General features: G+C 71.0%; 16 protein-coding genes, 1 tRNA gene and 1 pseudogene. 9 read left to right on the top strand and 9 right to left on the bottom strand.

What is annotated here, in order from left to right; translation table 11 throughout:
* Positions 1-72: 72 nt before the first annotated feature.
* The 3 genes from ACFV6V_RS17175 (at position 73) to ACFV6V_RS17165 (ending at position 3042) form a co-directional block, all read left to right on the top strand.
* The gene (locus tag ACFV6V_RS17175; protein ID WP_385565359.1) at positions 73-1374 is read left to right on the top strand and encodes a VWA domain-containing protein; all 1302 of its coding nucleotides are present in this window, start codon (positions 73-75) and stop codon (positions 1372-1374) included.
* Entirely contained in the window at positions 1374-2153 is a 780-nt protein-coding gene (locus ACFV6V_RS17170; RefSeq protein ID WP_385565357.1) for a hypothetical protein, read from the top strand. Before ACFV6V_RS17175 ends, ACFV6V_RS17170 begins: the two co-directional genes overlap by 1 nt.
* Before the next feature lie 91 nt (positions 2154-2244).
* A complete protein-coding gene (locus ACFV6V_RS17165; RefSeq protein ID WP_385565354.1) occupies positions 2245-3042 on the top strand; it encodes an N-formylglutamate amidohydrolase in 798 nt (265 codons plus the stop codon).
* Here the strand turns inward: ACFV6V_RS17165 and ACFV6V_RS17160 are convergent.
* The gene (locus tag ACFV6V_RS17160; RefSeq protein ID WP_385565352.1) at positions 2952-4430 is read right to left on the bottom strand and encodes an amidohydrolase family protein; all 1479 of its coding nucleotides are present in this window, start codon (positions 4428-4430) and stop codon (positions 2952-2954) included. The two genes, ACFV6V_RS17165 and ACFV6V_RS17160, sit on opposite strands and share 91 nt — an antisense overlap.
* Positions 4431-4634: 204 nt before the next feature.
* Here ACFV6V_RS17160 and ACFV6V_RS17155 point away from each other — a divergent pair, with 204 nt between their 5' ends.
* Entirely contained in the window at positions 4635-4901 is a 267-nt protein-coding gene (locus ACFV6V_RS17155; RefSeq protein WP_385565349.1) for an Atu4866 domain-containing protein, read from the top strand.
* Positions 4902-4923: 22 nt separating this feature from the next.
* On the opposite strand, the gene ACFV6V_RS17150 is transcribed toward ACFV6V_RS17155, so the two are convergent.
* Positions 4924-5823 (bottom strand): helix-turn-helix transcriptional regulator, encoded by a 900-nt coding sequence (locus tag ACFV6V_RS17150; RefSeq protein ID WP_385565347.1) that lies wholly within the window; start codon positions 5821-5823, stop codon positions 4924-4926.
* 106 nt (positions 5824-5929) lie between these two features.
* On the opposite strand from ACFV6V_RS17150, the gene ACFV6V_RS17145 reads away from it, so the two are divergent.
* Both ACFV6V_RS17145 and ACFV6V_RS17140 read left to right on the top strand, forming a co-directional pair.
* Complete coding sequence (locus ACFV6V_RS17145; RefSeq protein ID WP_385565345.1) at positions 5930-6217, top strand: ribosomal protein L7/L12; 288 nt, start codon at positions 5930-5932, stop codon at positions 6215-6217.
* Between the two features lie 250 nt (positions 6218-6467).
* Positions 6468-8060: a serine/threonine-protein kinase gene (locus ACFV6V_RS17140; protein ID WP_385565342.1), complete on the top strand. Its 1593-nt coding sequence runs from the start codon at positions 6468-6470 to the stop codon at positions 8058-8060.
* A gap of 16 nt (positions 8061-8076) precedes the next feature.
* Here the strand turns inward: ACFV6V_RS17140 and ACFV6V_RS17135 are convergent.
* A pseudogene (locus ACFV6V_RS17135) lies at positions 8077-8184 on the bottom strand (AraC family transcriptional regulator); the annotation flags it as partial.
* 1 nt (position 8185) lies between these two features.
* Here ACFV6V_RS17135 and ACFV6V_RS17130 point away from each other — a divergent pair.
* Both ACFV6V_RS17130 and ACFV6V_RS17125 read left to right on the top strand, forming a co-directional pair.
* A complete protein-coding gene (locus tag ACFV6V_RS17130) occupies positions 8186-8452 on the top strand; it encodes an SDR family oxidoreductase (RefSeq protein ID WP_385565340.1) in 267 nt (88 codons plus the stop codon).
* 230 nt (positions 8453-8682) lie between these two features.
* Positions 8683-9429, top strand: coding sequence for an SDR family oxidoreductase (locus tag ACFV6V_RS17125; RefSeq protein ID WP_385565337.1), 747 nt, complete (start codon positions 8683-8685; stop codon positions 9427-9429).
* 34 nt (positions 9430-9463) lie between these two features.
* Here the strand turns inward: ACFV6V_RS17125 and helR are convergent, their stop codons facing one another.
* On the bottom strand, positions 9464-11629 hold the full coding sequence (gene helR / locus ACFV6V_RS17120) for an RNA polymerase recycling motor ATPase HelR (protein ID WP_385565334.1): 2166 nt from the start codon (positions 11627-11629) through the stop codon (positions 9464-9466).
* Between the two features lie 335 nt (positions 11630-11964).
* On the opposite strand from helR, the gene ACFV6V_RS17115 reads away from it, so the two are divergent.
* Positions 11965-12615, top strand: coding sequence for an HAD family hydrolase (locus ACFV6V_RS17115; RefSeq protein ID WP_385565332.1), 651 nt, complete (start codon positions 11965-11967; stop codon positions 12613-12615).
* A 26-nt stretch (positions 12616-12641) separates the two neighbouring features.
* Here ACFV6V_RS17115 and ACFV6V_RS17110 read toward each other — a convergent pair whose 3' ends face one another.
* From ACFV6V_RS17110 to ACFV6V_RS17090, 5 genes are all read right to left on the bottom strand, one after another.
* Positions 12642-13085: a VOC family protein gene (locus ACFV6V_RS17110; protein WP_385565329.1), complete on the bottom strand. Its 444-nt coding sequence runs from the start codon at positions 13083-13085 to the stop codon at positions 12642-12644.
* Between the two features lie 113 nt (positions 13086-13198).
* Positions 13199-13732, bottom strand: a complete 534-nt coding sequence (locus ACFV6V_RS17105) for a hypothetical protein (protein ID WP_385565327.1) — start codon at positions 13730-13732, stop codon at positions 13199-13201.
* A 106-nt stretch (positions 13733-13838) separates the two neighbouring features.
* Positions 13839-13923, bottom strand: a tRNA-Leu gene (locus ACFV6V_RS17100).
* Positions 13924-14121: 198 nt separating this feature from the next.
* On the bottom strand, positions 14122-14763 hold the full coding sequence (locus ACFV6V_RS17095; RefSeq protein ID WP_385565324.1) for an HAD family acid phosphatase: 642 nt from the start codon (positions 14761-14763) through the stop codon (positions 14122-14124).
* A gap of 176 nt (positions 14764-14939) precedes the next feature.
* Positions 14940-17534 carry a SpoIIE family protein phosphatase gene (locus tag ACFV6V_RS17090; protein WP_385565322.1) on the bottom strand — a complete coding sequence of 865 codons (2595 nt, stop codon included), beginning with the start codon at positions 17532-17534 and terminating at the stop codon, positions 14940-14942.
* Positions 17535-17539: the final 5 nt, after the last annotated feature.

Below are 17539 nucleotides of genomic sequence, written 5' to 3'. Positions count from 1 at the left end.
GCCGACGGCGCATACGCGGCAGCGCACGATGCCGAATTGGGCCCCGCTCCCCGGGCTCACTATGATCCGCCGATGATCACAAGAAAGCGACTGGCAGCCGCGCTCTGCGGCGCGCTGCTGGTCACCTTGACCGGCGGCCTTCTCCCGGCCGCCGCCATCGCCGACTCAGGCGGGCCCGAGGGCGGGCAGGCGAAGGAACCGCCCAAGGTCGAGCTCGTGCTCGATGTGAGTGGTTCGATGCGAGCCCGGGACATCGACGGGCAGTCCCGGATGTCCGCCGCCAAGCAGGCGTTCAACGAGGTGCTGGAGGCGGTGCCGGAGGAGGTGCGGCTCGGGATACGCACCCTCGGGGCCAACTATCCGGGCAACGACCGGAAGGAAGGCTGCAAGGACACCCGCACGCTCTACCCCGTCGGCGAACTGGACCGGACCGAGGCCAAGACGGCGGTGGCGACGCTGGCTCCGACCGGGTGGACGCCGATCGGCCCGGCGCTGCTGGGAGCCGCCGACGATCTCAAGGGCGGGAACACCACCCGCCGGATCGTGCTCATCACGGACGGCGAGGACACCTGCGCCCCGCTCGACCCGTGCGAGGTGGCCCGCGAGATCGCCGCCAAGGGCATCAACATCACCATCGACACACTCGGTCTTGTCCCCAACGCCAAGATGCGCGCGCAGCTGATGTGCATCGCGGAGGCGACCGGCGGTACGTACACCTCCGTGCAGCACAAGGAGGAGCTGTCCGACCGGGTCAGCCAACTGGTCGACCGCGCGGCCGAGCCGGTCGTCACCCCGGTGGCCACGCGGGGCACCGACGGGTGCCAGGACGCGCCGCAGCTCAAGACGGGGCTCTACAGCGACCGTGAGGTCTTCGGCCAGCACCGCTGGTACCGGGTGGATCTGCTGCCCGGGCAGGAGCTGCGGGCCTCGGTGAGCGTCGCCGCGGACCGGGCCGTCAACCGTGACTACGGTGTGCTGCTGCGGGCGTCGACCGTGCGGGGCCGGGAGATCGTACGCGGCGAGGCAGCGGGGGACGGGCGCACCGATGTCCTGTCGACCGGGCTGCGCTACCCGAAGCCGGGCAGCGATGACGCCGACTCCGACGATGTCGACGTCAAGCCCGCGGCGGAGACGGTGTGCCTGAGGGTGAGCAACTCCTTCTCCGCGCCCGCCTCCGTGAAGACCTCCCCCGGCCTGCCCGTCGAGCTGACCGTCGACATCGTGGACGGCCCCGACGAGCCCGGTGACGTGGCCTACTTCGGCCTGGGCCGCGGCTGGTGGCTGCTCGGCCTGCTGACGCTGACGGGCTTCATCGCCGGTCTGCTCTGGGGCTGGATCTCGCGCTGGCGCATTGCCGTCTGGAGGACCAACTGATGCGTACCCTAAGCACTTTCGCCGGAGCGCTCGCTGCCTGCGCGGCTCTGTTCGCGCTGCCGGGAACCGCCGCGGCGGACACCCCATCGCCCACCGCGTCCGGCGACACGGAGGAGGCCCCGGCGCCGACCGAGGCCGGTACGTCGTTCCGCACCGCGACCGTCGTACGTCCCGGGCAGCGGGCCACGGTGCAGGGGTCCACCGGCGACTACCTGTACTGGCAGTTCCCCGCCGACGCCGGGGAGCGCCCCACGGTCAGAGCCACGGTGAAACGTCCGGACACGAAGGCCGGGCACGGCGCCCACACCTGGCGGCTGGAGGTGTACGACGGGCTGCGCCGGCGTCAGGCCTGCCGCTTCGGCAGTGACACCAGGAGGGCTTCCGCCGAAGCCGCCACGGTGGAGTTGTCGTGTGCGCTGCGTACGGTCAGGGCCTGGGCGGAGCCCGCGGCCAACGATCCGCTGCCCGGCACGTATTTCGTGCGTCTGACCGTCGTCGGCGCCCCCGCCGACGACCTCGGTGAGTCCGTCGACGCCTCGCTCGAAGTGACCACCGCCGACGCCGGGGGTGCCGCCGATGTGGACGGCGCCCTGGGCGCACCGCTGGTGCCCGCATCCGGCCCGCGAGTGGAGCCGGACGGGGGCTGGGCCTCCGGCTGGTGGTCATCCCGGCTGCTGTGGACGACGGGTGGCGCCGTACTCGCGGCCCTGGCGGGAATCTGGGGCTACCGCCTCACCCGCGGCAACGGCCGCCCGGGGCACGTACCGCCCGGGGCCTGAGCCCTTGGGGGTCTCCGGCGACCCTCGTGGTGCCGCCCGCCTCACCCGGCGGGCGGCACCGGGCTCCCCCCCCCGCTCGAAAAGGACAGCGATGAACCACACAGCCCGTTCCTTCCAGCTGGTCACCGGAGCCGCCGCCTCCCCGGTGATCCTCCATGTCCCCCACGCGTCACGCACCATCCCCCCGGACGTCCGCAACGGCATCCTGCTGGACGACGACGCACTGACACGCGAACTCGACCACATCACCGACGCCCACACCGCGGAGATCGCCGCGGCGGCGGCAGGAGCGGCTGCCGTGGCGCCCTGGCAGTTCGTCAACCGGCTGTCCCGCCTGGTGGTCGATCCCGAGCGCTTCCCCGACGAGCGTGAGGAGATGCTGGCGGCCGGCATGGGGGCGGTCTACACACGGACGACACACGGCGAGCCGCTCCGCCCCACCGCTCTGGATCCCGCGCCGCTGCTCGACCGCTACTTCCACCCGTACGCCGCCGCGATGACCCGGGCGGTCGCCGGCCGGCTGGACGCGGCCGGCCGCGCCGTCGTCATCGACGTGCACTCCTACCCGTCGCACGCGCTGCCGTACGAGCTGCACGGCGACGGCCCGCGCCCGCCGATCTGCCTGGGCACGGACCCCCATCACACCCCCGATGAGCTTCTCGCCCTGGCGCGGGCGGCATTCGCGGGTTTCGGCGGCATCGCACTCGACACCCCGTTCGCCGGGACGTACGTGCCCCTGCAGTACTACCGCAGGGACCTCCGGGTGAGCGCCCTGATGGTCGAGATCCGCCGCGATCTCTACATGGACGAGCCGGGCGGCACGGCAGGGCCTTGCCTGAAGCGGCTCGCCTCCGCGTTGGCGGACCTGGTGGCGGCGTTGACGAGGTGATCGCGCGACGCGCGGACCTGTCCGCGCAGGTCGCCGATGTCGGTGCCGAGGACCCGTCCGCCCCATTTGCGGGGCTCCCCGTCGATGAGCACCGCACTGATGTTGCGCGCGTCGGCGCCCAGGACGACCGTGCCGATCGGATCGTTCAGCGGCATGTTGTTGATGTCCTCGGCCTGGATGACGAGGAGATCGGCCTTCTTGCCGGGGGTGAGGGAACCGGTGATGTCTCCGAGACCGATGGTGCGGGCGCCCTGGAGGGTGGCGAAGTCGAGCACGTCGCGGGTACCGATGCGTGCCGCCGCCTCGCCGGATTCGCTGCCGTACGAGCCGTTGACAGCGCGCATCCGCTGGATGGTGTGCAGGGCGCGCATCTGGGTGAACATATCGCTGGCAAGGGCGACTTCGACGTCCACGCTCAGCCCCGGGCGGATACCGACGGCGAGGGCCTCGTCGACGGCGGGGATCGCCGTGTCCAGTCCGATCTGGGAGTCGGATGTGGGGGCGAGTGCCACGGTGGTACCCGTGTCGGCCATCGCCCGCCATGCCTCACCGGTGAGTCCGGTGCTGTGGATGAGCGTGACATCGGCACCGAGTACGCCCTCGCGCGCCCAGCGCAGTACGGCCTCCGATGACGACGCCCCGATGACGGCGTCCACGGCCACACCTATGCCCAGCGCGTCGGCGACGCGCCGGAGCCGGGGGCCGTAGGCGAGGGACGGCCCGGCGATCTCGTCCGTGGCCAGGGCTGCCAGACGCAGCGTCAGCAACTGGTCGTCGCTGGAGAAGTACCGTTCCCTCAGCCGGGTGAGGTCACCGGGCCACTGCTGGTCCCAGGCACCGAAATGAGGGCCCATCGAGGCATGGACGCCCCGGATTCCGGTGTCGGTGAGCGCATGGATCGCCGCGTCGGAGTGCTCGGCGGTACGGGAGTTGTGGGAGAAGTCGAGCAGTGTGGTGATGCCCCCGTCGATCGCGGTGAGGGCGGCCAGCTTGGTCCCGGTGTACATGTCCTGGGGCCGGTAGACCGTCGCGTACCCCGCGAGTGTGGCGGCCACATAGCCCGCCAGGTCGTCGACATCCGGCATGATCCGGCGCAACTGGGCCTCCCAGGCGTGCCGGTGGGTGTCGACGAAGCCGGGGGTGAGGACCGTGCCCGTCGCGTCGACGACCACGGCGCCGTCCGCGCTCGGCGACTGGCTCAGGTCCGGTCCGATCGCGGCGATGGTCGTCCCCTCCACGAGCAGGTCCCCGTGCTCCAGCACACCGAGGGACGGATCCATGGAGACGATGGTGGCGCCCCGGAAGAGGATGCGGCGTTCGCGGTCGCCGGACCGGCGCCGGATCTGCTCCAGTAGGGCGGTGCTGAAGGTGTCGTTGGGGTGGTTCACGGTTCTGGTCCTCACGGAGATGAATGCCGCCCAGCGGGTGTACGTCTGTGCCGCTGCGCCGCGACCAGGTTCGGGCCACCGCCCCAGGGGGACCAGGCCTGCCCGCACCGGGGTTCGGCGGACCCTGGTGCGCCACTCCCCTGATCCCCCACCCAGGAGGACGGCGACCTGGTCCCGCCGGCGCGGTGGCCCGAAGGTGGGGGCATGACGAACGACGACACCGCTCCGGGCGGCCACCCCCATCCGTACGTCGGCATGTGGGTCACGGCCGACGGTTTCATCCGCCAGGAACTGCTGCCGAACGGCCGCTACGACGAGGCCCGCGGGAGGCGGGCGAGTGCGTACACGGGCTCGTACACGGTGAAGGGCAGCCATATCGACTACGTGGATGACACCGGCTTCACCGCGACGGGGGATGTGCGCGAGGGCGTGCTCTACCACGAGCACCTGGTGCTCCACCGGGAGGACTGAGTCCTCCCGCGCGGACGTGCTCCTACCGCCCGGACGGGCTGGTGATCGGGGACGGGCACATGACCGGGGGTGCGTTGAGCGACGCGAGCAGGGTCAGGGCACCGGCCGAGGGCGATCCGGGTTCGGGCTGGTAGACGACGAGGTGCTGGGCCGGTGCACCGGCGACCGTGAACACCTCGGCGTGCAGCTCCAGATCGCCGACGACGGGGTGCCGCAGACGCTTGGTCTCACGGTCCTTCCCGTGTACGTCATGGCGGTCCCACAGCTCACGGAACTCCCGGCTCCCGGCGCACAGTTCATCGACCAGGTGCGCGAGCCTCGGATCGTCCGCATCGGTACCGGCCGCCTGCCGCAGGGCTGCCACGGACGATGCGGCGGCGCGGTCCCAGTCGCGGAAGAAGTCGCGGGCGGCGGGATCGAGGAACACCATGCTCAGCAGATCGCCATGCTCGGTGAAACCCGCGAACAGAGCATCGGCGAGGTGGTTGCGGGCCAGGAAGTCCAGAGGGTTTCCCAGCACAAAGGCGGGTGTGTCCCCCCAGCCGTCGATCAGACGACGGAGTGGGGGGCTGATGTGCTCGGCCCGGGGCGCTCGGGGAGCCCGGTGTGTCCCGGATACGGCGAGCCGGTGCAGATGGGCCACCGCTGCGTCACCCAGCCGCAGTGCCCGGCCGACGGCATCGAGCACCTGAGACGACGGGTGCCGCTCCCGCCCCTGTTCCAGCCGCATGTAGTAGTCGGCGCTGACCCCGGCCAGCAGGGCTACCTCCTCGCGCCGCAGACCGGGCACCCTGCGGCGCCCGGTGGCGGGCAGTCCCGCGTCCTCGGGCCGCAGCTGGGCGCGCCGGGCACGCAGGAAGTCGCCCAGGCCGTTCGGTGCTGCCTGTCGTTTGCCGCTGACCCTGCCACTGCCACTGTCCATGGGACCAGGCTATTCCGGCCCCCTGGCCCGGAACAGCGCTGATCCTGGGTGCTCCACACCCAGGCGGACGCGGGCTCGCCACCGCCTGCCGGTACCATCCAAGATCATGGAAATTGCAGTGCTGTTGGCAGTCATCGGAGTCCTCCTGCTGAGCGGTTCCATCGATCTCAAACTGAGCCGCATGGACCGCCGGGTCGCGCGGCTCGAGCGCAAGATCGACCTGGTTCTTGACCACATGGGCGCGAGCGAGCCGGCCGACCCGCGGCTCGAGCAGGTGGCCGCGCTGCTGCGCGAGGGCAAGAAGATCGAGGCGATCAAGGTCTACCGGGAGGTGACCGACGCCGACCTCAAGGAGGCGAAGGACGCCGTGGAGCGTATGGAAGCCGGCGACTGAGCCCCGCTGGGCTCCCCCACCGCGGGGAGGCGTTCGGCCATCGCCACCGCCACCCGCTCCTCAGAGCCACCGGGCCGCTCCGAACACGCGGGCGTCAGGGCCCTGGAGCCCGGGGGATCGCGCATGCCCGGGTAGGCGGACGCCCTCCTGCCCGGAGCGGCGGGGCGGCCACGGTTCCGCGACGGGTCACGGGTCGAGACCGGGGGCGGCTCGTCCCGCGTCCGCCGGTACTGTGAGTGGGCTTCGGCCCGTGGGACAGGCGAACAGGGGGCACGAGTTGCTGGAGTCTCTGAGACCTCATGACCCGCCGCAGATCGGGGGGTACCGTCTGCTGGCGCGGCTCGGCGCAGGCGGCATGGGCGAGGTGTTCCTGGCCCGGACGGCCTCGGGGCGCGCGCTGGCGGTGAAGACCGTGCATCCCGATGTGAGCCGTGAGCCGGGGTTCGCGGAACGGTTCACCCGCGAGATCCGTACCAGCGACCGGGTCCGCTCCCCGTGGACGGTCACGGTGGTGGACTTCAGCCCACCGGGGCAGGCAGCGCAGTGGCTGGCGACGGAGTACGTTCCCGCGCCGTCGCTGGGTGACTGGGTGCAGCGCTACGGCCCGCTACCGGAACCGGCCCTGCGGTGCCTGGCCCGGGAGCTGTCGGCCGCGCTCCTGGCCGTCCGCGAGGCGGGCGTGGTCCACCGCGACATCAAACCGGGCAACATCCTGCTGGGGCCCGAGCGTCCCCTCCTCATCGACTTCGGCATCGCCCGCGCCGTCCGCGACGCACGCCAGACGCAGACGGGAGCCGTGATCGGTACACCCGGGTTCCTCGCGCCCGAGCAGGCGACCGGAGCCGTGGCCCGGGCGCCCGCGGATGTCTTCTCGCTCGCCGCGGTCCTGGTGTACGCGGCCACCGGCCGGGGCCCCTTCGCGGCGGCCGGCGAAGAGCTCCAACTACCCACGCTCATGTACCGGATCGTCCATGACGAACCCCTCCTCGACGGGATACCGGAATCCCTCACGCCGCTGGTGAAGGAGTGCTTGGCCAAGGCCCCGGACGAGCGCCCCACCGCCGATGACGTACGGGCGCGGCTCGCCGCTCTCGGCACGGAGAGCTGGACCGGGGCCGCGCCCTCGGCCCTGGTGGCAGAAGCCGGGCGCCGGGAAGCCGAACTCCGGCACCTGTTGTCCACGCCCGAGCCGACGGCAGCGGCAGCAGTGCCGCCACCCGCTTCGGGCGTCACAGCGCCGCCGTACCCGGCGTCACCGCCGCCACCGCACGGCGCACGGCGGACTCGTCGTCCCCGTACGATCGCCGCGGCGGCCGGTGCGGCAGTCCTGGCGACGGCCGCCGTCGTGATCCTGCCCCGCCTTCCCTGGAGCGACGGCGGCGGAAGCACCGCCACACCCGACGGCCCCTCGCCGAGTGCCGCTTCCTCCTCCGCCGCCACGAGCACCCTGCCCGCCGCCTGGGTCGGTACGTGGACGGGTGTCGGTCCCGGAACGCCTGACGCGGACGGCATCAGCCGGCCGCGGACGCGGGAGTTCTCCGTCACGGTCACCCTTCATGAAGGCGCTGTGGGCGATCTCATCGGACGGCAGGTCAGTGACGTGGAGGACATCGGGACCGGCCGCAACCTCGGCTGCACCGAGGCCCTTGAACTACGGCAGGTCCGTGGGGACACCATGATCTTCGCAGCGCTCACCAGCCGCCCGACCGACCCTTCGGGCTCCTTCGTCTGCCGTCAGGGCAACATGTACATCGTCACGAAGTCGGGTGCGGACCGGCTCACCCTCGCGTTGGAGGGGGCACAGTCGGCCGGTGCTCCTTCGGCACTGACGCGAAGCCGCTGAGCACCGGCGACAGCCGTCAGCCCAGTCCCGCGCGGTGCAGGGCCGCGACGTCCCGGCTGGGCGGGGCGCCGAAGAGGCGGCGGTACTCCCGGCTGAACTGCGACGGACTGTCGTAACCCGGCCTGATGGTCCTGACCCGCTACATGGCCAAGGAGTTCAGCAGGCGCGGCATCCGCGTCAATGCCATCGCTCCCGGTGCCACCCGGACCCGGCTCGCCGACAACGCCTTCGAACGGTTCCCCGAGGTGATTCCGGCCATCGCGGCGAAGACGGCGCTGGGGCGGGTCGGCGAACCCGACGACATCGGCATGGTGATCGCCGCGCTGCTCTCCGAGGAGTGCCGCTGGATCACCGCCCAGAACATCGAGGTGGCCGGGGGCTACGGCCTCTGACGCCCTCGGACGTCGTCAGAGTCCGCAGCGGACCGCACAGCACTCGTGGGGAGCGCACATGCGGGTCTGACACACGAGGTGCGCGAGCGTACGACGTGCGGACCCCCCGGGAACACGGGTGGCTTCGCCTCCCGGGCGGCAGCCCCCGCCGCGCTGCGACCGTCGCGCACTGGGGCGTACGGTGGTCGGAGGTGATGCTTCCGTTTTGGAGTCGCCGGGAAAGGTGCCTCATGAAGTTCACAGTTCTCGGGGCGACGGGCCTGATCGGCTCTCAGGCGGTCAAGCTGCTCACAGGGGCCGGACACGAGGTGGTGTCGGCCTCGCTGTCGACCGGGGTCGACGTGCTCAGCGGCAAGGGCCTGGACGAGGCGCTCTCGGGCGCTGACGTGGCGATCAATCTGACGAACTCCCCCACGTTCGACGCGTCCTCGATCGCGTTCTTCGAGACGTCGATGACCACCATCGGGGCCGCGGCGGACGCAGCCGGTGTGGGCCATCAGGTGATCCTCTCGATCGTCGGCGTGGACCAGGTGCCCCGCCTGGACTACTACCGGGCCAAGGTCGCCCAGGAGGACGCCCTCGCGAACGGGCCGACGCCGTACTCCATCGTGCGCGCCACACAGTTCTTCGAGTTCGTCGAGGCCATCATGTCCATGACGACCGACGGGGATGCCGTCCGTCTGCCGCCCACCCCCGTGCAGCCGATGGCGTCGGCGGATGTCGCCGCAGCGGTCGTGGGCACCGCCTCCGGGCCTCCGTTGCAGGGCGTCCGCAACATCGGCGGCCCCGAGGTGTTCCCCCTCGACGAGCTGGGGCGGATCACCCTGGGCGCCCGCCCCGACGGGCGGCGTGTGCTCCCCGACGACCAGGCGGGGATGTTCGCCGTGGTCCCTGGTGACGTGCTCACCACGCCGGAGGGCGCCGATCTGGGTCCGACCTACTACAGGGACTGGCTGGAAGGCGCAGGCGCGAGCTAGGCGTGCCGTCCGGCTCTCGACGGGAGCGAGACCGTCAGGAGCGTGTGAGGACGACGAGTTGCCTGGTCGCCCGGGTCATCGCGACGTAGCGGTCCACAGCTCCCTCGACGCCCTCCCCGAACGACTCCGGATCGACCAGGACCACCAGATCGAATTCAAGGCCCTTCGACAGCTCGGGAGTCAGCGACCGGACCCGGGAGGTCGCCCGGAACGCGGGGTCGCCGATGACGCAGGCGGTGCCCTCCGTATGTGTCCGGAGCCAGGTGTCCAGGATCGATTCCAGATCCGCGACTGGTCCATGGACGACGGGAACTCCGCCGCTGCGGACCGAAGTCGGCACATTGGCGTCCGGGAGCACCGCCCGGATGACCGGTTCGGCTTCCGCCATGACCTCTTCCGGGGTGCGGTAGTTGATGCTCAGGGAGGCCACGGCGATCCGGTCGAACCCGACCCTCTGGAGCCGTTCCCGCCATGAGCCCGTGAACCCGTGCCTGGCCTGGGCCCGGTCCCCGACGATGGTGAAGCTCCGGGACGGGCAGCGGGACAGCAGCATCTGCCACTGTGCGTCCGTCAGTTCCTGTGCCTCGTCCACGACGATGTGCGCGAACGGGCCGGCGAGCCGGTCCGGGTCGGCGGTGGGCAGTGCGGACGTGTCGATCAGGCTGTCCTGGAGGTCCGGTCCCCGCAGCATCGTCACCGCGCCTTCGCCGTCGTCGTCGGCCGCGAGTACGTTGTCGATCACGGCGGAGATGCGCTCGCGTTCGGCGGCGACGGCAGCGGTGTGGCGGTGCTTTCGCCGTGCCGCCTCCGGGTCGCCGAGCCGCTGCCGTGCCGCGTCCAGGAGCGGCAGGTCGGAGATTGTCCACGCCCGGGGGTCGTCGCGCTGGAGTTTTCGCACCTCTTCGGGGCTCAGCCGGGGCGCGCACATCCGAAGGTAGGCGGGCACGGTCCACAGGTCGCCGACGAGATCGGCCGCTTCGATCAGCGGCCACGCCCGGTTGAGGGTGGTGACCAGAGCCTCGTCGTGCAGCAATGACCGCCGGAAGAGGTCGGCCGATACCTCGCCCCCGTGCTCGTCCATCCCGCCCGTCTTGTCCTTGAGGATCGCGAGCAGCTCCTCCCAGATCTGCTCGCGCGCTTCGTTGTGCGGCGTACCCGGTTCCGGTGCGCCGAACGCCTCGGCCCAGTCGTCGGCGCTCAGCCAGAGGTCGGACCAGTCGGTGCTGACCGTCATGCCCTCGGCGGGCGGCTCCTCGTAGAACCTGACGGCCGTCTCGATGGCGCCCACCATGTCAGCGGACGCCTTCAGGAGCGCCACGTCCGGGTCGGTCTCGGTCGCCGCTCCGGGGCCCTCGGCGACCAGGTCCCGCAGGGTGCAGGTCTGCACACCCTCTTCTCCGAGGCTGGGCAGGACGTCGGCGACACAGGCCAGGTAGGGCTGGTGCGGGCCGACGAACAGCACGCCGCCGCGACGGTGACCGAGGCGGGGGTCGGAGTGGAGGAGATACGCGGAGCGGTGCAGCGCGACGACGGTCTTGCCCGTGCCCGGACCACCGTCGACGACGAGCGCACCGCCGGATCCGGCGCGGATGACGGCGTCCTGGTCGGCCTGGATGGTGGCGAGCACGTCGCGCATCCGGGCCGACCGGTGGCCGCCCAGACTGGCGATGAACGCGGACTGATCGTCGAGCGCGGTGTGTCGCTCCAGCCCGTCGGGGGTGAACACCTCGTCCCAGTAGTCGCTGACCCTGCCGTCGCTCCAGCGGTACCTACGGCGGCTCGCCAGCCCCATCGGATTGGCGTGGGTCGCCGCGAAGAACGGCTCGGCGGCAGGGGAGCGCCAGTCGAGCAGCAGCCGGCGCCCGGTGCGGTCGGTGAGTCCGAGCCGTCCGATGTAGGCGGGCTCGGGCTGGTCCTCGCTGACGACGCGTCCGAGGCACAGGTCGAGACCGAAGCGACGCAGGGCCCGCAGCCGCGCACTCAGCCGGTGGACCTCCGTGTCGCGCTCCATCGCCTCGCGGCCCACACCTCCGGGCGCCCTCAGCCTGGCGTCGAGGAGGTCGGACAGTTCGGCGATCGCCTGCTCAAGAGCCTCCGCGACCGCGGCGAAGTGCCGCTCGTCGTCGGCGACGAGTGCCGGGTCGGCTTTGTGGGCGAGGCGGTCGAGCAGGTCGAACGCCTTGGTGGTCAGGGGGTTCACGGCATCAGCTCCCATCCGGCCTCGCGCACGCGAAGACCGGCGGCGGGCACGCCGGCGGGCCCGGCTCCACTCCCCGATCCGGCGTCACCGCACCACACGTGATCCGACAACAGCGCACGCACTTCGTGAATCTCCAATTTGCGCAGGTTCTGTCCACGGCCTGCGATTCTGCGGCACGACCGGGGCCTTGCCGCAAGCCCCCCGGTGCGCTATACGTTAAGAGTGGCAAGGAGTGTGGCTCCCCTTCTCGTCCACCGCCTGCTCGGCCCCCTGACTGATCGCCCGGACTCCGGGGCGGCTTCGGCAAGCCCTTCCACGCCTGACATGATCGGCGTGTGACCAGCACATCAAAGTTCGTCCTGTTCGATGTCGACGGCACCTTGGTGGATGCGGTGAGCAACCAGCGCCAGGTGTGGCGGACATGGGCGAAGCACTACGGGCTGGACGGGGACGAGGTGTACCAAGTCGCCCTGAGGACACGTCCGATGGAGACCTTCGCACTCGTCGCGGCGGACCGCGATCCGCACGAATGCCTGGCGACGCTGCACGAGCTGGAGGACGAGGACGTACGGACCGGTGACTACGCGGCGTTTGACGGGGCGTCGGAACTGCTGCACGGGCTGCCGTCGGGTTCCTGGGCGCTGGTGACATCGAACTACGAGCACCGGGTGCGGGGCCGTTTCCTGCGGACGGGGCTGCCGGTTCCGGGTCTGGTCGTGGACGCCGCGGCTGTCGAGGAGGGCAAGCCCTCCCCCGTTCCGTATCTGCGGGCCGCCGCACGCCTGGGCGCCGCACCCGAGGACTGCCTGGTCATCGAGGACGCGCCGTCCGGGGTCCAGTCAGGACTTCGGGCCGGGATGACGGTGTGGGGTGTGAACGCTGCGGTCGCGGTCGACGGTGTGCACCGGCACTTCGCCAGCCTGCGTGAGGCGGTCCCGCACATCCTGGCCTTCGTATCCGGGCCCCGGGCGGGTGCCGCGGCCTGAGCCGGCCTGGCACGAGGCGGGCTCGATCAGCGGCCGGGGAGGCGTTCGGTGATCTCCTGAAGGACCCAGGCGTTGCCGTCGGGATCGCTGAAGGCGGCGAAGGAGCAGTAACTGCGGCGTTCCGGGTCGGGTCCGGGGACCCGGTTACGCGCCCCGGGGCGGTGGAACACACCGTCGGCGTCGTGGAACACCTCACCGACCTCCGCTCCCCGTTCGAGGAGTTCCGCGCGAGCCGCCTCGATGTCCGTGACCACCAGGTACAGCCCCTGCGCCGATCCGGGCGCCGCGTCGCTCACCCCCGTGCCGAAGATCACCGAACCGGGAGAGCCGGGCGGAGTGAACTGCACGACCCTGAAGTCGTCCCCGAACGGGAAATCGGCGTCCTCCCGCCAGCCCAGCGCCTTGTAGAAGGCTTTGGCCCGGTCCACATCCGCGACGGGGAGCACCGCGATCTCGAACCTCATATCCATGACACGGCACCCCTTCTTCGCGCCGGGGGGAATGCGGGCGACGCCAGACCAGCCGCACCGGTGAGGGCCTCACCACTCATGATGACCCCGGATCCGGCATGCCGCAGACGCGCTCAGCCGGGGATCAGGTCCCCGACGGCGTCCAGCGCCAGCATCCACATGGGCTGCGCCCCGGTGCCGAAAGCCACCGCAAGGGCGTATCCGACAGCGGCCTCCACCGGCCGCGTCCGTGCGCCCTCGCACCACTGGGCCAGGACCACGCCGTCCCCGTCCGACGAGAGGTCCCCGATGTGCTGATCGTCCCGCAGCAGCCGGCTTCCCGGGATCGAGTCCGGCACCAGGCGGTAGGTGGCATCGGCCCAGTCGACGTCCACCCGGAAGGAGTTGCGGGTCAGCCGGCCCTTGGCCGGGCGGATCGGGGTGGCACAGCCGTCGATCTCCAGGGAGAGCAGCGAACCGTCGCGTGTACCGACGGGGACGTGCTCATCCGCTGCGGTGCCGTCGGCACGGCGGATCACGACCGACGGAATCCCCTCGCCCGCGACCGTCACCACGCCTTCCCGGATGTCCAGGGAGACATGGACCTGCCCGAACAGATCGTCGTGCGTGGACGAGGCGACGGGGCCTGCCTCCTGGTCGCGCTCCACGGTCCTCCCTCTGCTCGGCAGGTCCGCACCGAGTGCGTCCGCGGTGAATGCAAAGAGGACCGCGACCATCAGGTCGAGGCCCTCGCATCTGTATCGCTACAGCAAGTGTCCGAGGGGGGACTTGAACCCCCACGCCCGATAAAGGGCACTAGCACCTCAAGCTAGCGCGTCTGCCATTCCGCCACCCGGACCAGGTGTGTACCGCCCGCGGTGTTACCCGCGGCGACATGGACAACTCTACCAGGGGTTCGAGGCGTCTCTGAACCGCATTTCAGGTGGTCAGTGGCGTGCACGGAGGGTCGGCCCGCACGGTGTGGGCGACCCACCACACACGGTGGCCGTGCCGGACCGGGACTCGGTCCGGCACGGGTACCAGGGGTCGCCCGGGGTCAGGAGAGCTGGCCGTCGTAGTCGGGGAGCTTGAAGGTCCGCTCGGCGTGGCCGCCGACGAGGTCGGTGGTGTTGTTGCCGATGTTGGCGATGATCGTGTAGCCCTTCGCCTCGATCTCCACGCGCTTGCGCGTCTTGTAGGCACCGACCTCGTCGAAGAGGTCGGGCAGGTCTCGCACGTAGAGCCCGTCGACCGGGTAGCCGGCCTTCTTCAGGTTGTAGTCCGTGATGGAGTAGATGATGCCCGGGCGTGCGGTGACGAAGAAGATGTCCACACCGCGCGAGTCGGCGAAGCGGACGAGGTCACGGACCTGCTTGATGGCGGGGGTCGGCCACTCCCAGAAGGGGTGGAAGTCCGTTTCCAGCGACGTGTTGTCGATGTCGAGGACGATCGCCTGCTTCTTGGTGGAGGGCTGCGAGGTCCGCTGCTCGATATAGGGGCGGGCCACGGCGATGACCTCGTCGATGTCGCGCTGCCAGGTCGCGTAGTCGATGTCGGCGGCCTTGGCGGCGGTGGTCGCGGCCTGGTGCTTCGGAGCGGGCTGCGCCGGGGCGGCGGCCGATGCCGTGGGGGCGGAAACGGCGAGGACCGTGGCAGCGAGGACCGCGGCCGTGCCGGTCTTCCATCTGCGTACATGCATGGGGGAACTCCTGGTGTGGGGATGCGGCTCGAGACACGCCCGTGCGTCGTCCGAACGACGAGCGTTGTCATGCTCGCGCCCCATGATGTACGGAATGGAACATTCCATCTACTGGTCAGTAGCCATAAATCTTCGGGAGATGACGGCACATGACCACGCGTCGGGGATGACTCAGGTCAGCCGGCCGCAGGGCCGCCCAGCGTCCGGTCGGTGTCGGATCCCACCCAGCGGGCGGCGAGCAGCAGCGCGATGTCGTCGGGGCGGTCGGTGGACCGCCGTGCGTCACGGATCAGCCGGTCGGCGGCATCGGCCACGGTCGCGGGTCCTGACCGGGCCAGGCTGGAGCGCAGCTGCTCGATGCCGACATCGATGTCCCTGCCCGGGCGTTCGATCAGGCCGTCGGTGAACAGGGCGAGCACCTCCCCCGGTTTGATGCTCAGGTCGCTGACCGGGTAGGTCTCGGCCGAGTCCACCCCGAGGATGAGTCCCCCCGCGAGGTCCAGCACCTCGGTGGTGCCGTCGGGCCTGCGGATCAGCGGCTGGGGGTGCCCGGCCCGTACGGCCTGGGCGTCGCCGGTGGCAGGGTCGAGCCGGACGTAGCAGCAGGTGGCGAAGTGGGCGGGGTCGAGGTCGCTGAGGAGCCGGTTGGTGCCGCTGACCACATCCGCCGGTTCGAGACCGGCGAGAGCGAACGCGTGTACCGCACTGCGCAGTTGGCCCATGATGGCCGCCGCGGAAACCCCGTGGCCCTGGACGTCCCCGATCACCAGGTCAAGCCCGCGGTCGGTCTCGATGACGTCGTACCAGTCGCCTCCCACGTCCATGCCCTGCGTACCGGGAAGGTAGCGTCCGACCGTCTCCACGTTGTCGATCACGGGCAGCCGGTGCGGCAGCAGCGCGTCCTGGAGGCCACGGGCCAGGGCGGCTTCGGTGTCGTAACGCCGGGCGCGTTCGAGGGCCTGCGCGATGAGGCCGGCGAGTGCGGTGAGCACCGTGCGTTCCTCGGGGGCGAAACCGCGCGGCTGGTCGAAGCCGAGTATGCAGGAGCCGACGGGGCGCCCGGAGGCGATCAGGGGGAGGAACGCGCGGGCGCCGACCGAGGCGTCCAGGGGGATGCCGGGATAGGCGGAGGCCAGCTGTTCCATGGATTCGAAGAAGATCGGACGCCCGGTGGTCAGGGTTTCCACGCCGGGCAGCCGGGCGTCGAGGCCGACCCCCTCGAAGGGTTCGAGGAAACCGGCCGGGAAGCCGGTCTCCCAGGCGAGGTAGAGATGCCGCTCGTGGAGGACGTACAGGGCCAGCTGACGGCCCCCGAACGCGGGCAGCAGCTCCTCGGTGACGACCGCGGAGACCTGTCTGGCCGTGACGGCTTCCGTCAGGGCGATGGCCAGGGCGACCGGGCGGTACAGGGCCGTGGCCCGGTCGGCGGGAGAGGCGAAGATGCCGAGGCCGGCTCCGGGCCGGCTGACCGGCGCGGGTGGGCATTCCGGGCGTTCGGTGACGGCGATGGTCCCGGTGACCCCGTGGTGGCCCGGGAAGAGCGACACCGAGACCCAGTCCTTGCGGCCCCGGTTCACCTGGAATCGCACCGGGTCGTCGGAGAGCAGGGCCGCCCGGTAGTAGTCCTCGTAGGCGGGCCGGTTCATCCAGGGCACCGCGTCCCACAGGACGCGACCGATCAGCTCGGCCCGGGCGCGCCCGAGCAGTTTCTCCCCGGTGCGGTTGACGTAGGTGATCCGCGCGGACCGGTCGAGCGAGAACAGACCGTCGGGAAGCCGGTCGGCGACCGCCTCGCTGGCGATCGCTCCGGAGCCGAGGTCGATCAGGGAACCGGTGAGGCGGCGCGCACCGACGCCCCCGCCCGGCGGATGGACGGGACGGCCCGCGAGCTCCAGCAGGGTCGGGGGTCCGTCCGGGCGCTGCAACCGCAGTCTGCGGACCACGGGGCGGCCGTCCTGGGCGGCTTCCCGGGCAACCACCCACAACTGGTAGACGTCCTCGGGCACGACCCGTGCGGTGAGCGCCTCGATCCGGCCGGGGAACTCGTCGGGAAGCACGCCGAGTATCGCGCAGAACTCCTCGTCGGCTTCGAGGTTTCCGGTGCTCAGGTCCCAGTCGAAGGTGCCTATCCGCAGCGGCCGGGCGGCGGCTTCGGGGGTCTGGACGACGAGCGGCTCACCGCTCCAGGTCACCGGTGTGCCGTCCCGTTCCAGCTGGGCGAGTGCGGCGCCGAGCCGCAGGCCCGCCTGCCTCATCCGGTTGCGGTCGGGCTGCTCGACGGGGTGGCCGGGGGTGGCGGGGCGCAGGGCCACCAGCACACCGAACTTCTCGTGCTCGCTCTCGGCGGGCACGTAGAGGGAGCCGAACGGGAACGGCAGGCCGGCCATGAGCTGGGGGAACCGGCGCATCGCCTCCTCGCCGTCGGCAAGGTGGATGGGCTCGGACGTGCGGTAGCACTCGGCCACGGGGAAGGGCCGGTTCACATGCATACGCCACCAGGGACGCATCAGCTCGCCCGGCAGTCCGACTAGGACGGCCAGGCGCAGCAGGCCTTCGGTTTCCGAGCGCAGATATACCCCACCGGCGTATCCGCCCACCGCGCCGGTGGCCTTGACTGCGGCTTCGGCGAGCACAAGTCCGAGCTCGTCCGCGCTGGTCACTGCGCCGACACTCGTTCCGTGTTGCTGCCCACGCCTGCTGCGCGGGCCATGCCTGGCCGCGCCGTACCAGGTCACACAGCAAGGATGCGTCAGGGCTGCATGGGAGCGCACCTCAG

This window comes from Streptomyces sp. NPDC059828 (assembly GCF_042731955.1).
Lineage (GTDB): Bacteria > Actinomycetota > Actinomycetes > Streptomycetales > Streptomycetaceae > Streptomyces.
The sequence above is the reverse complement of the archived record's forward strand: the minus strand, read 5'-3'. Positions and strand labels throughout refer to the sequence as shown.

Excerpts from the sequence above, each read along its gene's own strand:
- ACFV6V_RS17110 (WP_385565329.1), bottom strand. The coding sequence starts at position 13,085 with ATGGATATGAGGTTCGAGATCGCGGTGCTCCCCGTCGCGGATGTGGAC.
- ACFV6V_RS17125 (WP_385565337.1), top strand. The coding sequence starts at position 8,683 with ATGAAGTTCACAGTTCTCGGGGCGACGGGCCTGATCGGCTCTCAGGCG.
- ACFV6V_RS17165 (WP_385565354.1), top strand. The coding sequence starts at position 2,245 with ATGAACCACACAGCCCGTTCCTTCCAGCTGGTCACCGGAGCCGCCGCC.
- ACFV6V_RS17145 (WP_385565345.1), top strand. The coding sequence starts at position 5,930 with ATGGAAATTGCAGTGCTGTTGGCAGTCATCGGAGTCCTCCTGCTGAGC.
- ACFV6V_RS17095 (WP_385565324.1), bottom strand. The coding sequence starts at position 14,763 with ATGCATGTACGCAGATGGAAGACCGGCACGGCCGCGGTCCTCGCTGCC.
- ACFV6V_RS17175 (WP_385565359.1), top strand. The coding sequence starts at position 73 with ATGATCACAAGAAAGCGACTGGCAGCCGCGCTCTGCGGCGCGCTGCTG.
- ACFV6V_RS17150 (WP_385565347.1), bottom strand. The coding sequence starts at position 5,823 with ATGGACAGTGGCAGTGGCAGGGTCAGCGGCAAACGACAGGCAGCACCG.
- ACFV6V_RS17170 (WP_385565357.1), top strand. The coding sequence starts at position 1,374 with ATGCGTACCCTAAGCACTTTCGCCGGAGCGCTCGCTGCCTGCGCGGCT.
- ACFV6V_RS17130 (WP_385565340.1), top strand. The coding sequence starts at position 8,186 with ATGGTCCTGACCCGCTACATGGCCAAGGAGTTCAGCAGGCGCGGCATC.
- ACFV6V_RS17155 (WP_385565349.1), top strand. The coding sequence starts at position 4,635 with ATGACGAACGACGACACCGCTCCGGGCGGCCACCCCCATCCGTACGTC.